The sequence below is a fragment of the Parashewanella sp. 2210YD4-3 genome, from assembly GCF_056591735.1.
Map to the genome: position 1 here is coordinate 703,998 of NZ_JBWQOG010000001.1, position 20,692 is coordinate 724,689.

Consider the following 20,692-nt stretch of genomic DNA (forward strand, 5'->3'; position numbering starts at 1 on the left):
GGCTCTAGCCTTACCCATAATGAGAAAATAACAATATACCAATTACAATAATTGGTATTATTACTGACATATTCTGTCAATTTATATGAAAAATGCGTATCCTAAGCGCACTAAACTTTACCGTTCACAACGACACAACTCATGCTGATTTTTCTTTCTATCGTAGGTGGGTTCCTGATCCTCACCCTTGGGGCAGAAGCTCTCGTTCGAGGAGCAAGTGCACTTGCGCTTCGCCTTGGCGTTACCCCTCTTATTATTGGTCTAACTATTGTCGCCTTTGGTACTAGTGCCCCTGAATTAGCCGTGAGTTTAAAATCGGCTCTCGCTGGCAGCTCGGGCATCGCACTGGGTAACGTTATTGGTTCGAACATTGCCAATATAGGTCTAATTTTAGCCATTACGGCCATCATTAAACCAATAGAAGTGCAATCTCAAATCGTAAAACGCGACATTCCTTTGATGATTGCAGTCACTTTATTATTTGGTGGATTATTACTGGATGGTGAACTCGATATCGCTGATGGAATCACTCTTACTTTAGTCCTGATTTGCTATTTGGTATATGGTTATTATGATGCCCAAAAGTCGGGAGATGTCGAAGAGCTCCCTGAAGGTAATTACACCCCAGCCATCTCAGCAATACTGATCATCCTTGGATTAGTGATGTTAATTGGTGGTGGTATTTTATTCGTTGATGGTGCCGTTGATTTAGCTCGCCAGTTTGGGATATCTGAAATCATCATAGGACTCACCGTGGTTGCGATTGGTACCAGTATGCCGGAGTTAGCCACCTCTGTAGTCGCAGCTCGAAAAGGTGAAAGTGATATAGCCCTTGGTGGCGTCGTAGGCTCTAACCTTTTTAACATTTTGGCGGTATTAGGTATCACTGCCATAATCCATCCAATTTCAGCTGATGGTCTAGAATTGGTTGATTTTAGCACTATGTTAGGCCTATCGCTGCTAATGCTACCTTTTGCCTACACAGGGAAAATCATCAGTCGTATGGAAGGCGTAGTGTTACTTATTATCTATCTTGCCTATATGTCTTATATTGTCAGCGAGGCCTTGATTTAAAAGAACCTCTTATGATGGCTTGTATTATACGAGCCATCAGCCAATGACATTTGTCATGCTGTTTTGATGATCTTTGTGCCTGCCCTTTTTTACTCCCTTCTTTAATAATTGTTTCCGTACTCAACATTAAGCGTAAGGAAACAACTCATGAAAACATTATTACTTGCTACCAGCGTGCTGTTATCTTCATCAGCATTGGCTTTAGATTCTGACAATACCGTCTCACAGATCGATAATGCGTCAAACAGTAAAAGCAGAACGGAATTATCTGAGCTTGCCAAAAACTCAACGGGTTACGCCAAAGCGTATGCGAATTATCGTATAGCGATATTAGCGAATATTTCAGGGCAACGCAGTATTGCCAAATCAACGCTCAAGACAGCAGCACAAACACTAGAGCAGTTAAATGAAAGCGAAAGCGATTCCGAAAACTACGCTCTGCTTTCAGCGGTGTATGGAATGCAAATTGCTGTAGATCCTATGAAGGGAATGACCTTAGGCCGTAAATCGGCACAAGCGATTACAACCGCAGAATCACTGGATGCCACAAATCCAAGAGTCTATTTAGTAAAAGCCATTAGCGCTTATAACACACCAGCCATGTTTGGTGGCAGCATGGAAAACACCATCAAATACGCCGATAAAGCCCTGAGCTTATACAGCAATGATTGCTCTGAGATTTGTTGGGGTAAAGCCGAAACATACACATGGCGTGGTCTGGCAAAGCAGCAAGAAAATCATCAAGCTCAAGCCATTGCTGACTGGAAACAAGCTGTCACTGTAAATCCTAATTACAGCTGGGCAAAATTTCTTTTAAGTCAAAATCAGTAATGAGTGGCATGATTTCCAATCAAATTCATTACAACACGCTTCATCTTGAATATGAACAAGGAGCAATCATGTGAACACCAACAGAAACGCACATCTGATAGGCAGGAAGCCTGAATGCCATGAAGCACATGGATGTGCGAGAGTGGCCATGTGCTGACGGCCGTGACTTCCTGTCACGGACGGTTGGTTTATCAAACAATTGCTCCTATCTGAATTTACTGCTCATATTTGTAAATCTGGTGTTAGAAATAATAAGGAAAAATAATGGCTTGGATAGTATTGGTATTCGCTGCAATAATGGAAATGGTTTGGGCTATCTCATTAAAATACTCAGAGGGATTTACCAAATTGTTGCCAAGCATCAGCTTTTTTGTTTCAGCATGGATAAGCTTTGCTTGCCTCTCTTACGCCTTAAAAACCATTCCCATGGGTAATGCTTATGCGGTATGGGCGGAGTTCGGAACATTCGGCATAACGATGGCTTGGTTCATCATGATTAACGAAATTATTTCACTTACTCAATTTATCTTTATTGTACTTATCACCACGGGCATTATTAGCTTTAAGCTCAGCTCGAACTAACGGATATAGCAAAAGCTAAAAAATGGAACTCGGCATGATAAAAATGAATTTCTTCGATAACGAAAAGACCAACGATAAATTTGCGTGGTTATACCTGTGTAACCTTGTTTTTTATTTCATTCCTATGTTTGTTGATGCCAGAGTGCTATCAGACGACCTTATTAGCCTTGCGATCATACCTGTTTATGTATTTGTGTATTTCCAAGCTTACCGTTGTCCAACTAAGCAAGTACATTACCCAATCCTAGGTCTGCTCACTCTAGCCATTGTTGCAACGCCTTTTAACTATGGCTCAATGTCCTTATTTTCCTTTGTCGGCTTTTTCTGTGGTTTTCACTATTCGGTTAAACGCTTGGCCATCATCATTCCTACCATGCTAGTACTACTATTCGTGTTAAATGATTGGTTTTTTCCCAATTACTACTTTTTTGGCTATGCATCAGCCATCTATTTAGCATTGAGCTTAATTGGCTATGCATCTAGTCAAAAGGAGCTAGCTAATAGACAAAAACAGCAATCAGCTGAAGAAATCAAAACCTTAGCGACCATTGTTGAGCGAGAGCGTATTGCCAGAGATCTTCACGACTTGATAGGTCATAGCTTGTCGTCAATTTCACTTAAAGCCGAATTAGCGCAAACGCTTATACAACAAAACCGACTTGAAGAAGCGCAGCAACATCTGAGTGAATTAACCGATATATCCAGAAATGGACTGAGCGAGATACGTGAAACCGTATCGGATTACAAAAGCAAAGGGCTAGCTAATACCGTCACAGATTTATGTAAGCGACTACGAGAAAGATCATTAGTAGTGTCTCTTAATGGTGATATCCCGAGTCAACTTTCTGCTCGTGTTGAAAGCCAGTTAAGTCTGATTTTAACGGAACTTGGTAATAACATTTTGCGCCATAGTCAGGCCGATAAATGTGAAATAAACTTTGAGCAAACACAAACTTCGCTCACCCTCGCAGTTATGGATAATGGGCATTGTGAATCCGTATCAGAAGGCAATGGCCTTATAGGGATACGCGAACGCGTAGAAGCATTAAATGGGAAATTCACTTACCAAACGACCCCAAACTGCATTTTTACAATCAAGCTGAATATAAACAAGGAAGAACAATGATCCGAATTTTGCTTGCTGAAGATCAATCCATGGTGCGGGGCGCACTCGCCGCTCTACTCTCCATCAAAGGCAATTATGAAATCATCGAAGCCAAAGATGGCGATGAAGCATTAGCATTACTCAAAACCCAAGAGTTTGATTTACTGCTCACCGATATCGAAATGCCCGGTCGAACTGGACTCGAATTAGCCACATGGCTGCAAGAACAACAGAGTAAAATCAAAGTCATCATCCTCACTACTTTTGGTCGTAGCGGTTACATCAAGCGTGCTTTAGAAGCGGGGGTGGGGGGCTTTTTATTAAAAGACGCACCAACGGATGAGCTGCAACATGCCATTGAACAAATTATGAATGGCAGACGCATTATCGATCCAGAGTTAGCAATGATGGCCATAGGTGAACAAGATCCCCTTAACGATAAAGAGCGTCGAGCACTTCGCTTAGCCGCTGATGGAAAATCTACAGCTGAGATTGCCAGTAGCCTATTTATCGCCGAAGGCACAGCAAGAAACTATCTGTCTGAAGCAATTAATAAACTCAACGCCAGTAATCGTATCGATGCGGCTCGAATAGCTAAGCAGAAAGGTTGGTTGTAATAAATAACGACTTTGTTAGTATATGTATAAATTAACAGTACTTTAGGTCGCTACCACTTGCTGCAATTGGAACAAGTGCCTATCACCGAATTAAAAGGTGTGGCAAAAAAAGTCGCTGAAAAACTCGAGAAACTGAGCATCCGCACGGTTCAAGATTTGCTGTTCCATCTTCCACTGCGTTACGAAGATCGCACTCGCGTCTATCAAATTGCTGACTTGTTTCCTGGGCAATACGGCACCATCATTGGCGAAATCCAATCGACACAAATTATTCATGGTCGTAAACGCATGCTAACCTGCACGCTGCGGGATTCAAGCGGTATTATCACCCTCCGCTTTTTTAACTTTTCCGCCGCACAGCGCAACGGCATGCAAAATGGTCACTTGATGAAAGCCTATGGTGAAATCAAAGCCGGAAAACACCATGCAGAGATCATTCACCCTGACTATAAAGTGATTGAGCCTGACCAACCAATCGAAATGGATGCCAGCTTAACCCCTATCTACCCAAGCACCGAAGGACTAAAGCAAGCCAGTTGGATCAAATTGACAGAGCAAGCTTTAGCCATGTTGAGCCAAGGCGGATTAACAGAGCTGCTCCCAGAAAGCTTGCGCCCTAATAACCTGCCTCTCGCTGAAGCCGTTCGCGTTCTTCACCGCCCTGATAATACTGTGTCACTAGAAGAATTAGAATTAGGACAACACCCTGCACAACAGCGACTAGTTCAAGAAGAGTTACTGGCTCATAACCTGAGCATGCTCAAACTTCGCCAGCGCAGTAACCAAGATCCTGCTATTGCGTTACCTGCCACAGGACAATTACTGAATCCGTTTTTAAAAGATTTACCTTTTAAACCCACAGGTGCACAACAACGAGTTGTCGCTGAGATCGCCAGCGATCTAGAACAAAAGCATCCAATGATGCGCTTAGTTCAGGGGGATGTGGGTTCAGGGAAAACCTTAGTTGCTGCTCTTGCTGCATTACAAGCCATTGAAAATGGGTATCAAGTGGCGCTAATGGCGCCTACAGAACTATTAGCTGAACAACATGCTGACAATTTTGCAGAATGGTTTGAGCCGCTTGATCTTAAAGTCGGTTGGCTCGCGGGTAAATTAAAAGGCAAAGCCAGAGAGCAATCTTTAACAGACATTGCTAGTGGTGATGCTCACATCATCATCGGCACTCATGCGATCTTTCAAGAACAAGTGGAGTATAAAAACCTAGCCTTAACCATTATTGATGAGCAGCACCGATTCGGGGTTCATCAACGGCTAGGCTTACGTGAAAAAGGGATAAAACAGGGTTTTTATCCACATCAATTGATCATGACCGCCACTCCTATCCCTCGTACTTTAGCCATGACAGCTTATGCCGATTTAGATACGTCGATCATTGATGAACTTCCACCTGGGCGAACACCTGTGGCAACCGTGGCCATTTCCGATCAACGTCGACAAGAAGTGATCGAACGTGTTCGCCATGCCGCAACCGCCGATAAACGCCAAACCTACTGGGTTTGTACTTTAATTGATGAATCCGAAGTACTGGAATGCCAAGCGGCTGAAGACACTGCAGAAGAGTTAAAACAATTATTACCCGAGCTAAAAATTGGTTTAGTTCACGGTCGATTAAAAAGCAAAGACAAACAAGCCATCATGGATCAATTTTCCAGTGCCGAGCTGGATTTATTGGTAGCAACTACGGTCATTGAGGTCGGCGTAAACGTACCCAATGCCAGTTTAATGATCATTGAAAACCCTGAACGCTTGGGCTTAGCTCAATTGCATCAGCTTAGAGGGCGAGTCGGTCGTGGTGCGATAGAAAGCCACTGCGTCATGTTATACAAAACACCATTAACCCTAACAGCAAAAAAACGGCTTGGTGTATTACGCCAGAGCAACGATGGCTTTGTTATCGCCCAAAAAGATCTTGAGATCCGAGGGCCTGGTGAAGTGCTTGGAACCAAACAAACTGGTCTCGTTGAAATGAAAGTGGCAGATCTAATGCGCGATCAGCACCTTGTGCCACAAGTGCAAAAATTAGCGGGGCATATCATTAAACAAGCACCACAAAATGTAGATGCTATTATCGAACGCTGGCTCGGTAATAAAGACCAATATATTCAAGCGTAATAGAAGTTTGGCGGTATTTTGTAACATTCTATGATTTTTAAGAAAAGCCATTGACATGTTAAGCAATCTTGCCAAGATATAATCTCATTCGTAACAGACAAGACATCTTTGATATTGATACGAATAGCATAACAGAAGTACCAGAAGGAACCCTTATGCAAGCAAATCAAGACGATCGAGTTTCTCAAACTCCTCAACCTAGAAGCAACCGTAGCTTACTGTTCAGTGCCATTGGTTTAGTAGTCTTAATTGGCGCTTCTGTCTATTACTATCTTGGGGATGAACCTCAGCAACCCAAGCCTGAGCCAGAAGTGACTCAACCAGAAGTTAAAGCGCCTGAGCCACTTCCAGAAACTCCGCTGCCAACAGAGCCAATCCCTGAGCCACCTGCCCCCAAAGTGGAGCCACAGCCAGAACCTCAACCCGTGGTGAAAAAGCCAGAAGAGCCAAAGCCTGAGCCATTGCCGAGCTTGCAACAAAGCGATGAGTTTTTGTATCAGCAAACCATGAATGCCTTCAAAGGCTTATCACTAGACAAGCAGCTGCTACGCACTAACTTAGCCAGACAATTTGTGGTGTTTGTTGATAATTTGGCTTATGGTCAGCTAGCGCGCAAAGCAAGTCCATTAGTTGCACCTCAGCAAGCTTTTTCTGTGCTTGAAGTGAACAATAAGATTTATTTAGATCCTGACAGTTATCACAGATACGATTTTTATGCTGAACTGTTATCTAATATGAACACAGAACAGTTGCTCAAAACTTACCGCTATGTGTTGCCACTGCTTAATGATGCCTTTGCAGAGCTTGGTTATGAAAATGACACATTCGCTCATCGTATAAAACAAGCTATTAATGAGATGTTGAAAGCCCCCGTTATCGAACAACCCATTGAACTGACATCAATCAGCGTCAATTACAAATTCAAAAATAAGAGTCTTGAAAAGCTGCCTAATGCGCAAAAACTGATGATCCGAATGGGCCCTGATAATAGCCGTAAGGTAAAAGCTGCATTGCAAAAAATAGCCGCTAAGCTTTAAATTTATAATCTTTGCCTATAAAAACGCCCCGACAATGTCGAGGCGTTTTTACTTTAATGAGGTTACATACCTTCTTCTAAACTTTGCTTCAGAGTGATTTCCATATTTTCTTGTTCTTCATCACTATTGAAGTGAGGTCTTAAATCACCTGCTGGTTCAAAAGTGATCTCACCACCCTCATAGAGCACAGAGTAATTCAGGGTTGCATTGTTATTGGATTTGGCATCCGATAACCGAACCTCTAAATCATGCTCTCCCTCCTGCTTTAGGGCTTTAACATCCTTTTTCATTGCTCCCGAAATCACATAAAAATCTTCATCATCTCGGTACATGATTACACTCATACCCATAACGTTCTCCTTTACCGTTAGGTACTTCGTCATGAATAAGTGTAGACCAAATATAATGATACTATTTCAACAGTGGTGCAAACTGTCTGTAGGTGATACTCCTCCACAACCATTCCATTGGTCCTTGTTTGAAATAGGTTAGCCACAGCTTAGCGATGCTAAGTTGAAGCCCTGCTAAACCAAGTGCAAACAACAATAACTCCCAACGAGCTAAGCTGCCAAACCACCCCAATCCAACACCATAGAACACCGACACACAAATGACTGATTGCAGTAGATAAAAACTCAATGCCATTTTTCCAACTCTAGCAAAAGAGACTGACCATACCGTTTGCCCTTTATGCAAAAGCAAATGAAACAGAGCGATATACCCAACTACCATTAAAGGCGATCCCAATGTCACAAACACATTGCCGTAGCTGTAAAAAATACCAACATCATTAAAGTCATGCCCGTAGTTAACAGCTAAGCCAAGCGCGGTAATGACGCCACCAACCAGTAAACCAAGAACGCTCCAAAATCGATATTGTGCCAATTTAGCCTGCCCTGTTACAAACCCTGTTTTATATAAAAATATTCCCAACAGCATCATGGCATAAGCTCTAAATATTCCTGCAAAAGAAAACATAAAAATCGTCACGGCCGCTTGTAATTCGAGCTCTTGACCATCCACTGTGAGTTGTTCATAAAAATGATCAATCTCAGCCATAGAGCCACGGAATATTTCATGAAATAACGTTACCTGCTCAGTAGTTGGGTTAAAGTTTGATCCAATTTGCGTTTTAGCTAATGGGGTCAGATCACTCATATCAAACCCTGCACCTAGAGTCGACATCAGAATGGCTATAGCATAAACAATACTGAATACCACCAATAATGACTTTTTCCCTGCACCAATAAACGGGTAAATCAACATACCACCCACGGCATAAATAAACAGAATATCCCCCGCCCACAGATAACTTGCATGCAAAAAGCCAATCACAAGTAACACGAATAATCTGAGGTAAACGGTTCCTGCTCCGTACTTGACAGGCTGTTGATGCTTGTGCTTTTCGTGTAACAAGATCAGCCCAACACCAAACAGTATCGAAAAAATTCCCAAAAACTTTTGATCGGCAAAAATCTGTAGAAAGCTGAATATAAAATGATTTAATGGAGAATCAGATAAATGAACATTGGGATTCATATAGGCTGCCATTGGTGCAGCAAAAACCAACAAGTTCATTAAGGGAAGTCCTAACAGCGCGAAACCTCTTAGGGTATCGATAGAGTCAATCCTTGGCATTATTATTGTGTTCCTAGTATAAAAAATTAGCCATTATTCTGGAAACAATGCAGAGATGCAATCGAACTTAAAAACTGACTTGTAATTAAATGTTTAGATGATTTTTTTGGAATTTAATAATAGATTGGAGCGACATATCAGGTTCGAACTGATGACCTATACCTTGAAAAAGATAAGGTATCGCCAATTCAAAAAGCGCAACTGAGCTAATGTCTATTTTTCACTGTTTGTGAATTTTGAAAAATAAGAGAGATATTGGAGCGACATATCAGGTTCGAACTGATGACCTATACCTTGGCAAGGTATCGCTCTACCAACTGAGCTAATGTCGCATCTTGATTTTGATATTGGAGCGACATATCAGGTTCGAACTGATGACCTATACCTTGGCAAGGTATCGCTCTACCAACTGAGCTAATGTCGCAATATCAAACTACTATCAGAAATGTTGGAGCGACATATCGGGTTCGAACCGATGACCTATACCTTGGCAAGGTATCGCTCTACCAACTGAGCTAATGTCGCATTCCTGAAGCATCGTCTAAGAAACAGATTGTTCCCCAAAAGACGAGGTCGCATTATAGGGTTATTTTTTCATGACGCAAGCCTTTATTTTAAAGAAAGTGCTGTTTGGCTAAATTTTAAATACATTGGCGCGATAATAGACTAATTCGGCAATCGACTCTTGAATATCCATCAATGCTTGGTGGGTATTTTGCTTCTTAAAACCCTGTTGGATCTCAGGCTGCCAGCGATTCACTAATTCTTTAATGGTACTGACATCAATATTGCGATAATGGAAGTAATCCTCTAACTCTCGCATGTATTTATTAAGGAAACGACGATCTTGACCCACACTGTTACCACAAATCGGAGATTTACCTGCTGGAACATATTGCTCCAAAAACTCAATGGTTTCCTTCATGGCTTGTTCTTCATTATAAGTACTCGCTTTTACACGATCGATCAATCCAGATTGTCCGTGATGAGTTTGATTCCACTCATCCATGCCAACAAGTACTTCATCACTTTGATGAATGGCAATCACAGGCCCTTCGCCAATAATCTTTAATTCTTTATCTGTGACTAAAGTGGCGATTTCAATAATACGATCTGTTGCTGGCTCTAGGCCTGTCATTTCAAGATCTATCCAAATTAAATTGCTGTCATTCACCGACATTTATCAGCTCCAAGTGTTATTCGCCCTGCCATTACCATAAACAAATACACAGCGGCAGCGGAAATCATAATCGTTAAGGTGTATCATACTCACTTTTAACGTAACAAAAAATCACCTTAGGTACGCAGTGAGTAAAAAGAAGCTCAGTAAGGGGCAATTACGTCGCATGCGCGCGAATCATGAAAAGCGCCTGCAACGTAAAAATGAAACGCCTGAAGTTGAACTCGAAAATGACAGTTTAGGACCTGAGCAAACAGGCCGTGTCGTTTCACGCTTTGGTCAGCACGTCGATATTGAAATCGAAAGCAGAGAGGTCGTTCGGTGCAACATTCGTCGAACCATCCAAAGCATTGTGACCGGCGATAATGTCATTGTTCGCATCGCTCAAGAACAAACCAGCACCATAGCAGGTGTGGTAGAAGCCGTAGAGCCAAGAACCTCTAGCCTAACGCGTCCCGATCTCTATGATGGCGTAAAGATCATTGCTGCAAACATTGATCAGATTTTGATTGTGACCTCGGTACTTCCCGCATTCAGTACTCAAATCATTGACCGCTACTTAGTCGCCGCTGAAGACACAGGCATCACGCCCGTCATCGTGTTAAATAAAGTCGATTTACTTGACGAAGAAACCCGTGAGTTGTTATCCGAAGCCTTAGCCGTTTATCAACAATTAGGTTACCAAGTGTTTGAGGTCAGTAGTCAAACCGAAGAAGGCGTCGACACGCTTAATAAATTACTTGATGATAAAACAAGTATATTTGTCGGGCAGTCTGGGGTTGGTAAGTCCTCACTAATAAATACATTAATGCCTAATGCTGACTTGTTGACTGGTGAAGTCTCTGAAAACTCAGGTCTAGGTCAACACACCACCACAGCGGCGAAACTGTTGCACCTTGAAGGCAGCGGCGATTTAATCGATTCTCCCGGGGTTCGTGAATTTGCCCTTTGGCATTTACCGCCCGAAAAGGTAGCATGGGGGTTTGTCGAATTTAGGGATTACCTCGGTACCTGTAAGTTCCGAGATTGTAAACACTTAGATGATCCTGGCTGTGCCTTACAAGTCGCCGTTGAAGAAGGTAAAATCGACGAAGAACGGTTTGAAAACTTTCATCGCATTATTGCCAGCCTAGATGAGCAGCGACACGCTCGTCAATTTAGAAGTGGCTCAGACGAATAAATTTAAAAACAAATAAGCCAAGATACACGCCAAGCAGCAACAAGGAATTATAAACGTGGATAAAGTAAAGATTGCGATTCAGTATATGCTTCCAAAGCACTTTTTATCGCGTCTGGTGGGCAAATTAGCCGCCGCTCAATTAGGAAAACTGACCACTTTCTTCATCAAGTGGTTTATCAAGCAATACAAAATCGACATGAGTGAAGCCAAAGAGTCTAACCCTGAGGCTTACAAGACCTTTAACTTGTTCTTCACCCGTCAACTTAAAGATGGCATTCGTCCAATTTGTGATGATAAACAAATGCTGGCACACCCTGTTGATGGTGCCGTAAGCCAACTTGGTCCGATTAAAGATGGTGAAATTTTCCAAGCTAAAGGTCATTCATACTCAACCCTAGCTTTGCTGGGTGATCAACCACAAGATGCTGAGCGTTTTAAAGATGGTGACTTTGCAACTATCTATCTGGCACCAAAAGACTACCACCGATTGCACATGCCTATCACAGGTACACTATCGAAAATGACCTATGTACCGGGTGAACTGTTTTCCGTTAATCCATTAACCGCAGAAAATGTTCCGGGACTGTTTGCCCGTAACGAGCGTGTTGTCGCCATTTTTGAAACCGAAGTCGGCCCTATCGCTATGGTCTTAGTCGGCGCAACCATTGTGGCGAGTATCGAAACCGTTTGGGCTGGCACTGTTACACCACCAGCAGGTAAGCAAGTGTTCACATGGGAATACCCAACCGAAGGTAAAGACGCCATTACGTTACAAAAAGGCGAAGAAATGGGTCGTTTCAAGCTCGGCAGCACAATTGTGATGTGTTTTGAGAAAGACGCGATTGAAAAGTTTGCTGATGGCGTAGAGCCAAAAGCGACCACTCGTATGGGTCAGCCTTTTGCTCATATCAAAGGATAATTTTACTGCTTTGATACGAAAAACGAGTCTTTATGGCTCGTTTTTTATGCTTGACGCAACCCAATCGAACCCACTGCTCATTTATTAAACTTGCAACAAAAAAGTCATACCAAATCTTGCACTTATTCACTAAGATAAGATGTACTTTCTTTCACTAGAGTCGTTCTCATGCTACGTAGCTCTATTTTGTTAATACTTGTTGGTCTTTTCTTGCTCTCCTTTCCAAGTATTGCTAACAATTTTTCGCCTGTAACCTCCAAGCTCGGTATCCAGCAGTCTCAATTAGAGCCTGAATTATCTAAGCCCGTTTCCTTAAAACAACAAACCCAAGATTTCGTTGAGCAAACGAAAGTCTATCAGCGAGCAGCATTGGACTTTGAAAAACAAAAGTCATCCATAAATCAGCAAATATCGTCAGAAAAAGATAAGATTTTAGCTGTCCCAACAAAAAACATTGCTGAGCATGCTGTTTCTGCAAGCTTAATGATGAACCAACTCAAAGAACAAGAGAATATTCTGTCTCAGGATATTAGCGAATTAATTAGCCGTCGAGAACAATTACCTAAAGAGATTAAGCACGCTAGAGAGCGATTAACACAACACAAAAAACTATCCAGCTCTGCCTTAGAAAGCACTAATTATCAAGAACCTTCACTCAGACAATTTTATCAACACCGTGTTGAAATGCTTGAGGCAGAATTAGCGAGTGCTCCCTATCGTCTTAATCTAGCTCAACTTAATTTACAACTATTGCAACTTAAGCAGCAAAACCAAGAGGGGTTAATTGAATCCATAAATCAACAGATGATTTTGGCTCGCCAAAAGCAAGCCGCATTAACCATTGCCAAGAACCTTCAACTTCCGGACAGCCATGCCAATCCGTTATCTTTAGAGCTGAGCAAACAAAATCAATCTTTCGCTAAAAAGCTCGTTGAATTAATCAATGAAATAAACCAGACCGTCAAATTACAAGAGCAAACAGAAAGCTTATATCAAAAACAAGCCAAGCAGCTAGCTGAAACCCAAGAGCAACTCTCTTGGGGCAGCTTGAACTCGACCTTCGGTGAACATTTTATCCAAACTCTGGCCGCTCTGCCTAAACCACCAAGTCTTGATAAATTACGGAAGAAGATCGGTGATGCCCGTCTTGAGCAATATCAATTCAAGCAGCAGATGAACGATATTCAACGTCGGCGCAGTCAAAATGTTCCAAGCTCAACAGAAATTGAAAATGAAATCGCAGCCCAGCAGTCGTTACTCTCTCAATTAACGACTGACTATGAGCAATATTTAAATGAGTTAGACAAGTTGAGTGTGAGTTATAGACAGCTATCAGAGCAACATAAACAACTTACCAGTATGCTCAATGAACAATTATTTTGGCTACCTAATGCGAGCGTGATCAATAAACAGTGGTTTATTGACGTTGGCCATAGTATTCAATGGTTGGCTAAGCAAAAGTACATTGAACAGCTAACTCAGCATATTGAAAACCAAACAAAACACTGGTTATGGTGGCTGATTGTGCTAACGATATGCTTAGCGGCACAAGATTTAAATCGTAATCGCTTTCGAAATAAGCTCAGTAAGAACTTAGAAAGTGTTGGGAATGTAACTCAAGATAGCTTCACCTATACCTTGCACACATTACAAATCACGGTGTTTTATAGTTTACTTAAACCAACTTCAATTGTTTTAGCTGGGTACTTGCTATTCGCATCCTCCGTACCTTTGATTCATGCCACTGGAGCCGCCTTGTTAGGTATTGGGCTATTTTATTTGCTCAACCGATTTATTTACGTATTGTGTCTTCCTGAAGGATTATTAGTCGCTCATTTTAAACGTCCTACGGAAATGGTTGCCCGTGGCTATGGTTACTTTAAGCGCTTTTATTATCTTAATTTGAGTTTGATTGCATGCATCGGGTTTAGCCAATACATTCAGCAGCCTTTCATCAAAAATAGTCTTGGTCGAGGCGCCTTTATTTTGATTTGCCTGCAACTGTTTTATTTGATGAGACATTTACACAAATTGGTCGAATACTACAAGCAACAATCGGAAGCCACTAACACAAAATTAGTTCAAAGAATGTTATGGCAAGGGCTTAAATTCGCTCCGTTAATGGCTGCAGTACTCGCTTTTACAGGCTATTACTTTACCGCCTATGAAATGTTATTCCAGTTGATGCTTTCAGTGTTTATGGCGCTAGGTGTATTGCTTGTTTACCAATTGATAAAACGTTGGATGCTGATTGAAAGACGCCGGATTGCATTTGATCGCGCGAAAGCAAAGCGCGCCGAAATTCTCGCTCAGCGTGAAAGAGGCGACACAGCTCATTCTCCTGAAAGTTCAGACTTTTACGAAGAACCCGTGGTGGACTTAGAAACCATATCCAGCCAGTCATTAGGATTAGTTCGATCACTGCTCATTTTAGGCTTATTTGCTGGTCTGATCGGATTGTGGACACAAACCCACTCAGCACTGTTTTCTTTCTTTGATGGCATTACTCTATGGCATTCAAATATCGATGGTTTATCTGTGCCTATCAGCCTAAAAACCTTGCTTTATGGTCTAATCGTGTTTGGCTTCTCAATGATGATTGCCGCAAACTTACCCGGCCTTTTAGAACTGACTATTTTGCAACGGTTAGAGTTATCTTCAGGTACAGGTTTTGCCATTACCACGGTCAGCCGATATTTAGTGTTATTAGTGGGTATGCTGGTTGGGTTTAATACCTTAGGGGTTGAATGGTCAAAGTTACAGTGGTTGATCGCCGCCCTCTCAGTTGGCTTAGGCTTTGGTTTGCAAGAAATTTTTGCCAACTTCATTTCAGGTTTGATCATTTTGTTCGAAAAACCGGTACGTATTGGTGACACTGTTACCATTCGCGATCTCACCGGCACCGTTAGTAAAATTCAAATTCGCGCTACGACAATTATTGATTGGGATCGCAAAGAGATCATTGTGCCTAATAAAGCGTTTATTACTGAACAATTGATCAACTGGTCATTGTCTGATCCTATTACCCGAGTCACGATTCAGGTATCGGTCGCTCGAGATTCCGATCCTGCTAAAGTTGAGGCCGCCTTATATCAAGCGGTACGAGAGTGTAAACACACCCTTGAAACACCTGAGCCCGAAGTTTGGTTTTCTGGTTTTGGTGCTCACACTCAAGACTATGAAATCCGTGCTTTTGCTACCGATATGGCCAGCCGTTGGCCGCTTCGCCATGAACTCCATAAACACATTACCCAGTCACTAAAAGATAATGATCTGGTGCTATCCTATCCGCAATTAGAAATCCACATGAAATCAATGAAAGAACCAATGGGGGTCGTTAAATGAGTTTAACCGTTTTTGCCCACAGAGGTGCCAGTGGTGATGAACCTGAAAATACGTTACGGGCATTTGCAACTGCTATTTCCCATGGAGCCACTAGCTTTGAGCTAGATGTGTATAACGTAGAAGGTCAGCTTATTGTGTTTCATGATAGTCATTTACAACGGCTCACAGGTCTTGATAAGTTGATTGCGGATTGCAGCTTGTTAGAATTAGCGCAATTAAAGGTTCTGGGTGAACCAATTCCAACACTGTTAGAAGTGCTTACGCTTTTAAAAGAATGTGAAGTTAACATTGAACTTAAAGGCCCCAATACCGCAGAGCTGTTGATCAAGCTCTTTCCAATATTACTCGAACAATACGGCTTTCAATCATCACAATTGTTGATTTCCAGTTTCAATCATCAAGCGTTACATACTGTTAGGCAGGCATTACCAGCAGCAAGAATCGCTCCGCTCTATGATACATTTCCAAATAGTTTTACCTCTATTTTGGAATCTTTAAAACCAGATGCCATTCATGTTTCTTTGACTATGTTTAAGCAGCAGCCTGATAAGCTCAAACAATTACAGGCAATGACTAAAGTACATGTTTTTACGGTGAATGAAATTGGTGATATAACCGCTGTTTTAGATCTTGGTTTAGCGGGAATTTTTACCGACTATCCAAAAAAAGTGCTGCAATGGATAAAGGACTATGACAAATAAACTCCTCTTATTAACTGTTGATAACAATGCTTATTTAAATGAGTTAAATCACTATGATCTCCCAGAGCTTGAAATCTTAGACAACTCACCGCATCACATAAGTCAGTCAAACATTTGGGTAGCCGATCCACCACTTGCCGCACCACTGATTTCATCGGCTAACCAATTGCAGTGGTTGCAATCTACCTATGCAGGCGTTGATGCGCTGTTACCGACATTTCATCGTTCTCAGCATCAACTAACGAATGTACAAGGTAGCTTTGGGCCTTTAATGAGTGAATATGTTTTTGGATATTTGTTGGCGATCTATCGTAATCATCAGCATTATTCGAGCAGTCAATCTAAACAATTATGGTCACCGTTAGTCGATGATGGAATTAAGAATAAGCGATTATTGATCCTTGGTGCAGGTAGTATTGGCCAGCACCTGGCATCAACGGCAAAGCATTTCGGCATGACCGTCATTGGCGTTAATCAATCAGGACAAGCACGACCTCATTTCGACAGCACTGTCCCACTGGTACAACTGGACAATGAAATTCCTCTTGCAGATGTGGTAGTGAGTGTTTTACCCAAAACCCCGCAAACCAAAAATCTACTCAATCAACGCCGATTAAACATACTCAAGTCTGACGCGATTTTATTTAATATTGGCAGAGGTGATGCGGTAGATATTGATGCATTGGCTGAACAGCTAAACCAACGGCCCTCTCAAAAAGCGATATTAGATGTTTTCCCACACGAGCCACTATCGGACTCACATCCTCTGTGGCAACTGGACAACGCGATATTAACACCACATGTTGCTGCCCCAAGCTCGCCTAAAGATGTCATAAAAGTTTTTGCTGAAAATTACTTACGCTGGCTTAATGGACAACCGCTTAATTGCTTGATTGATTTTGAGAAAGGATATTGAAATTTTGAAATGAAAAGGGGCAATTAGCCCCTTTAGCATAACGAGATAATGTCGCGGATTTAGAAGTCGATTTCTAAACCTAAAAATGCACCATTGGTTTTTAGGTTAGCATTTACGCCAGAAAAGCGGCTCACTTCGAAGTTATATTCACGGTAACCAAGACGGAATCGATAATCTAATGCCAGACCATCGATTTCATAACCAAGACCAACTTGCCCATCGTAAACCTTACTTTCATCTAGACCTACTTGTAAGTCAGCAAATGCAAAAAAGTTGATACCCGGTAGGCTTGCGCTAGCACTTCCATATCCCATCCACAAATGCTTATCTAAATCGATCTTATTTGTTGGTGAAAAACCAAACTCACCGCCAAATTTACGGAAAGTAATGCCCGCATCTAATGATACAAGATCATTATCAAGTAATTCATAATACGCTGTTACATCAATACTACTTAAGTCAGCATTTATAGTACTTGCGCCTTGTTTACCGTCCATTTTAATGCGATTGGCACTAAGCATAACGTTTGGGATTAACGGTACAGGGTGCTCAACCGCTGCCCAAATGCGACCTTGAGTCTTATCATCAAATTTGTAATCAACTTCATTATTGTTGGCCGTAGCAACGCCACCTGATGTCTTACCATTCCAACCATCAATACCAACTTTTGCGCCTAACACTGTAGCTGCTTGAGCTGAGCTGCACGCCAATAATGTTGTAATTAACAATAGCTTTTTCATGTCTATCCTTGTGATAACAAATGAGTTAAATCAATAATTCCGGCATTGGCACGAGAAATATAATTAGCCATCACTAATGAGTGATTGGCTAAAATTCCAAACCCACTGCCATTTAAAATCATAGGGCTGTAAACCGTTTGCTGTGTGGCTTCCAACTCTCTAATAATCTGTCTAACACTCGCTTGAGCATTCTTCTTTGCTAATACGTCCGCAAAATCCACTTCAATTGCACGCATAAAGTTTAGCAACGCCCAGCTACTACCGCGAGCTTCATAAAAGACATCATCAATCTTCCACCAGCTGGTTTTCACCACTCGAGTTTCATGAGTGGGTGTGGTTTGCGTGGCCGCGGTGTCACCGGCAAGATCGGTATTTTCGCGTTCGGTTTTAACACTGGCTGACAGTCGCTGCGATAAACTCCCTAAGCGTTTTTGCACCTGCTTTAACCATTCATTTAAATTATCAGCACGAGCATAAAACTGAGCATCCGGATTATTAGGATCACTGATCTTTGCACGATACCATTCAACATGCTTCACACCATCGCGATATTCAGTTTCAGGCCTTGGAATCAACCAGCTAGTATGATCAATATTGAACTTAGCTTGTGCTTCATTGAGATCTTTGTCTTCAATCGATTGCGATTGCGAACGACTAAAATCAGTCCGCAAGCTTCGAGCTAAATCTCGGATCTGTTCTAGTGCGCCAAATTCAAATGCTGGCATGTTGTCCATAAATACTGATGGCGGCAACGGGTCGTTGGAAATCCAGCCTCCAGGCTTATCCAATAAGGTATTCACGGTGTCTATTAATGATGTTGTGGTGGCATAGCCTACAATTAAATGGCCCGATGCCGCCTTTTTCATTTTAGGTTGAATCGGATCAGGCTCGACACTCCACCAAATACTCAGAATGACATTCAACAGTACTACAGCAGCTAACACCCAACCTATTCGTTTGGCCAGTTTGCGATCCCAATTTATTGTCATTCAACTATCTCCAAAAATTAGTGATGATGGTGACTATGATCTGAGTGCTCTTGCTTCTCAGATGTGCGTGATACTTTTTGTACTGGCAAGGTAATTGTATTAGAGCTGCCATCACTAAAATTCAGCGTTAACGGCACTTGGCTCCCCAACGGTAACGGCTTTTTCAATCCAAGGATCATAATGTGATCGCCAGATGGATTGAGGGTAAGCGTAGAATGAGCCCCTAAAACAAAATCCTTAACTTGGCGCATTTTTATTACACCATTATCATCAAGTAAGGTATGCAATTGTGCTTCCTTAGCCACAGGCGTATTAACAGAAACCAATTTGACAGCCTGGCCATGATTCACAACTTTAAAATAAGCAGCGGTATTCGGAACACTAGATGGCATGGCTCGAACGTGACCCGATATTAAATCAATATTTGCCGCCCAACTGGTAGAAACAAATCCGAAAAGAATAAGTACGTTAAATGCTCGCTTTACACCGTTAATCAATGTCTTAACCTCGCTCTTCAATATCTAAATTCAAGAAACCCGTCCCTAGGTACGGCTTTTCTCATTGACTCTTCAATTTTGTAGCAGACAGAATACCTTATCAGAGGTAGCACCGACAATAATATTAGTGGTAATGATGGTACACAGAGAGTAAAGAAAAATGATGATGTAAGCTTAATTTAACTCAGCGCTGTAAACAGCATAAAGCGATGCCAACAAGCAGTAGCAATACAACACCTAATCCAATTGGGCTATAGGCATAACCAAGCGCTACTATTGCAAACGTAATGCTCACTACCGACAGTGATTGCAAAAGCGTTAACCCTGACAATATAAAAACCACCACGCTGAACGCTAACACCATTGCAGCAAATAATATCCAAGGCGATAACCCTAGCAAGTTATTGGATTCTAAAGCAAACGACCATTGCTCTATATTCATTTGCCATTGAGTCAACTGTTGAGCACTGGGCAAAAGTAACCAGCCAAAGGCCACAAAAAAAGCAACGATGCCACCAGTCTCTGTGATCCCATTAATTAAAAACGGCCATACACGTCGACTCATGGTGCTACCTGCGTTCATCTGAAGGCAACACCACAGCGACAACAATATAGGATAACAACGCGAAGAAAGGCGCGAATACAGCACAGAGTAACCATAACACTCTGGTCCATAATACTGGCCAACAATAACGTTCAGACACTCTTGTGGCAGTGCCGAATATCAGTCGATTACTTTTTAATAGCTTAATTATATTATCTAGCATCACTGCTGCCCTTTTAAATTAAACAAGTTAACCAACATCATTACACTGGCGGCAAGCACAAAGCTCATCACTGGCGCCATCATTAATGCGGCTAGAGAAGGAGTAAAGAATTCCATTATTTTGACTCCTCAGCGTTGGCAACCTCAGTTTTTACTTGTTTTGATTCCTCTAAATAAGTCGAAACAGTTTGCTGTTGAAGTTCTGTCATCATCGCAGCCAATTGCGCTTCAAATGACAACTGTATTTCTTGCTTGATGTTTTCAATAAGTTCAACAGTGTACTCAGTAAAATCTACTTTCACTGATTTACTTAACTCAGTAGTAAAATCATTAGCTTGTGCAGTTCCTAACAAACCTAATGTCAAAACAGTTGCAGTAATTCCTTTTATCGTAACTGACGTTTTCATTGTGTATTTCCTTTTGCTTGAATAAATGTCCAAAT

General features: G+C 41.8%; 21 protein-coding genes and 3 tRNA genes. 12 read left to right on the forward strand and 12 right to left on the reverse strand.

Going from position 1 to position 20,692, the window contains the following annotated elements; translation table 11 throughout:
* The first annotated feature begins 141 nt into the window (after window positions 1-141).
* The 7 genes from AC1EU0_RS03010 to AC1EU0_RS03040 all read left to right on the forward strand — a co-directional run bounded on the left by AC1EU0_RS03010 (window position 142) and on the right by AC1EU0_RS03040 (window position 7,379).
* Window positions 142-1,074, forward strand: a complete 933-nt coding sequence (locus AC1EU0_RS03010) for a calcium/sodium antiporter (protein WP_480300443.1) — start codon at window positions 142-144, stop codon at window positions 1,072-1,074.
* Window positions 1,075-1,221: 147 nt separating this feature from the next.
* Window positions 1,222-1,905 (forward strand): tetratricopeptide repeat protein, encoded by a 684-nt coding sequence (locus AC1EU0_RS03015; RefSeq protein ID WP_480300444.1) that lies wholly within the window; start codon window positions 1,222-1,224, stop codon window positions 1,903-1,905.
* A 264-nt stretch (window positions 1,906-2,169) separates the two neighbouring features.
* On the forward strand, window positions 2,170-2,487 hold the full coding sequence (locus AC1EU0_RS03020; RefSeq protein WP_480300445.1) for a DMT family transporter: 318 nt from the start codon (window positions 2,170-2,172) through the stop codon (window positions 2,485-2,487).
* A gap of 34 nt (window positions 2,488-2,521) precedes the next feature.
* Complete coding sequence (locus AC1EU0_RS03025) at window positions 2,522-3,613, forward strand: sensor histidine kinase (RefSeq protein ID WP_480300446.1); 1,092 nt, start codon at window positions 2,522-2,524, stop codon at window positions 3,611-3,613.
* A complete protein-coding gene (locus AC1EU0_RS03030) occupies window positions 3,613-4,209 on the forward strand; it encodes a response regulator (RefSeq protein WP_480300509.1) in 597 nt (198 codons plus the stop codon). Before AC1EU0_RS03025 ends, AC1EU0_RS03030 begins: the two co-directional genes overlap by 1 nt.
* Window positions 4,210-4,266: 57 nt before the next feature.
* Window positions 4,267-6,342: an ATP-dependent DNA helicase RecG gene (recG, locus tag AC1EU0_RS03035; RefSeq protein ID WP_480300447.1), complete on the forward strand. Its 2,076-nt coding sequence runs from the start codon at window positions 4,267-4,269 to the stop codon at window positions 6,340-6,342.
* A gap of 155 nt (window positions 6,343-6,497) precedes the next feature.
* Complete coding sequence (locus tag AC1EU0_RS03040; protein ID WP_480300448.1) at window positions 6,498-7,379, forward strand: DUF3014 domain-containing protein; 882 nt, start codon at window positions 6,498-6,500, stop codon at window positions 7,377-7,379.
* 62 nt (window positions 7,380-7,441) lie between these two features.
* Here the strand turns inward: AC1EU0_RS03040 and AC1EU0_RS03045 are convergent, their stop codons facing one another.
* The 6 genes from AC1EU0_RS03045 to orn all read right to left on the reverse strand — a co-directional run bounded on the left by AC1EU0_RS03045 (window position 7,442) and on the right by orn (window position 10,197).
* The gene (locus AC1EU0_RS03045; protein WP_480300449.1) at window positions 7,442-7,729 is read right to left on the reverse strand and encodes a hypothetical protein; all 288 of its coding nucleotides are present in this window, start codon (window positions 7,727-7,729) and stop codon (window positions 7,442-7,444) included.
* Window positions 7,730-7,790: 61 nt separating this feature from the next.
* Entirely contained in the window at window positions 7,791-9,017 is a 1,227-nt protein-coding gene (locus tag AC1EU0_RS03050; protein WP_480300450.1) for a DUF418 domain-containing protein, read from the reverse strand.
* A gap of 256 nt (window positions 9,018-9,273) precedes the next feature.
* Window positions 9,274-9,349 (reverse strand) — tRNA-Gly (locus AC1EU0_RS03055).
* A gap of 16 nt (window positions 9,350-9,365) precedes the next feature.
* Window positions 9,366-9,441, reverse strand: a tRNA-Gly gene (locus AC1EU0_RS03060).
* A gap of 25 nt (window positions 9,442-9,466) precedes the next feature.
* Window positions 9,467-9,542: transfer RNA gene (locus tag AC1EU0_RS03065), tRNA-Gly, on the reverse strand.
* A 109-nt stretch (window positions 9,543-9,651) separates the two neighbouring features.
* Complete coding sequence (orn, locus tag AC1EU0_RS03070; RefSeq protein WP_480300451.1) at window positions 9,652-10,197, reverse strand: oligoribonuclease; 546 nt, start codon at window positions 10,195-10,197, stop codon at window positions 9,652-9,654.
* A gap of 127 nt (window positions 10,198-10,324) precedes the next feature.
* Here orn and rsgA point away from each other — a divergent pair, with 127 nt between their 5' ends.
* From rsgA to AC1EU0_RS03095, 5 genes are all read left to right on the forward strand, one after another.
* Window positions 10,325-11,377 carry a small ribosomal subunit biogenesis GTPase RsgA gene (gene rsgA / locus AC1EU0_RS03075; RefSeq protein ID WP_480300452.1) on the forward strand — a complete coding sequence of 351 codons (1,053 nt, stop codon included), beginning with the start codon at window positions 10,325-10,327 and terminating at the stop codon, window positions 11,375-11,377.
* Between the two features lie 55 nt (window positions 11,378-11,432).
* Entirely contained in the window at window positions 11,433-12,296 is an 864-nt protein-coding gene (gene asd, locus AC1EU0_RS03080) for an archaetidylserine decarboxylase (RefSeq protein ID WP_480300453.1), read from the forward strand.
* A 168-nt stretch (window positions 12,297-12,464) separates the two neighbouring features.
* Window positions 12,465-15,641, forward strand: coding sequence for a mechanosensitive ion channel domain-containing protein (locus AC1EU0_RS03085; protein WP_480300454.1), 3,177 nt, complete (start codon window positions 12,465-12,467; stop codon window positions 15,639-15,641).
* A complete protein-coding gene (locus AC1EU0_RS03090) occupies window positions 15,638-16,342 on the forward strand; it encodes a glycerophosphodiester phosphodiesterase (RefSeq protein WP_480300455.1) in 705 nt (234 codons plus the stop codon). Before AC1EU0_RS03085 ends, AC1EU0_RS03090 begins: the two co-directional genes overlap by 4 nt.
* Window positions 16,332-17,258: a D-2-hydroxyacid dehydrogenase gene (locus AC1EU0_RS03095; RefSeq protein ID WP_480300456.1), complete on the forward strand. Its 927-nt coding sequence runs from the start codon at window positions 16,332-16,334 to the stop codon at window positions 17,256-17,258. Before AC1EU0_RS03090 ends, AC1EU0_RS03095 begins: the two co-directional genes overlap by 11 nt.
* 59 nt (window positions 17,259-17,317) lie before the next feature.
* Here AC1EU0_RS03095 and AC1EU0_RS03100 read toward each other — a convergent pair whose 3' ends face one another.
* The 6 genes from AC1EU0_RS03100 to AC1EU0_RS03125 all read right to left on the reverse strand — a co-directional run bounded on the left by AC1EU0_RS03100 (window position 17,318) and on the right by AC1EU0_RS03125 (window position 20,657).
* Window positions 17,318-17,998, reverse strand: a complete 681-nt coding sequence (locus tag AC1EU0_RS03100) for a TIGR04219 family outer membrane beta-barrel protein (protein ID WP_480300457.1) — start codon at window positions 17,996-17,998, stop codon at window positions 17,318-17,320.
* 2 nt (window positions 17,999-18,000) lie between these two features.
* Window positions 18,001-18,987 (reverse strand): DUF2333 family protein, encoded by a 987-nt coding sequence (locus tag AC1EU0_RS03105; RefSeq protein WP_480300458.1) that lies wholly within the window; start codon window positions 18,985-18,987, stop codon window positions 18,001-18,003.
* 17 nt (window positions 18,988-19,004) lie between these two features.
* Window positions 19,005-19,484 carry a copper chaperone PCu(A)C gene (locus AC1EU0_RS03110; RefSeq protein ID WP_480300459.1) on the reverse strand — a complete coding sequence of 160 codons (480 nt, stop codon included), beginning with the start codon at window positions 19,482-19,484 and terminating at the stop codon, window positions 19,005-19,007.
* A 184-nt stretch (window positions 19,485-19,668) separates the two neighbouring features.
* The gene (locus tag AC1EU0_RS03115; RefSeq protein WP_480300460.1) at window positions 19,669-20,049 is read right to left on the reverse strand and encodes a hypothetical protein; all 381 of its coding nucleotides are present in this window, start codon (window positions 20,047-20,049) and stop codon (window positions 19,669-19,671) included.
* A gap of 4 nt (window positions 20,050-20,053) precedes the next feature.
* Window positions 20,054-20,251, reverse strand: coding sequence for a PspC domain-containing protein (locus tag AC1EU0_RS03120; protein ID WP_480300461.1), 198 nt, complete (start codon window positions 20,249-20,251; stop codon window positions 20,054-20,056).
* Between the two features lie 115 nt (window positions 20,252-20,366).
* Window positions 20,367-20,657, reverse strand: a complete 291-nt coding sequence (locus AC1EU0_RS03125) for a hypothetical protein (protein ID WP_480300462.1) — start codon at window positions 20,655-20,657, stop codon at window positions 20,367-20,369.
* Window positions 20,658-20,692: the final 35 nt, after the last annotated feature.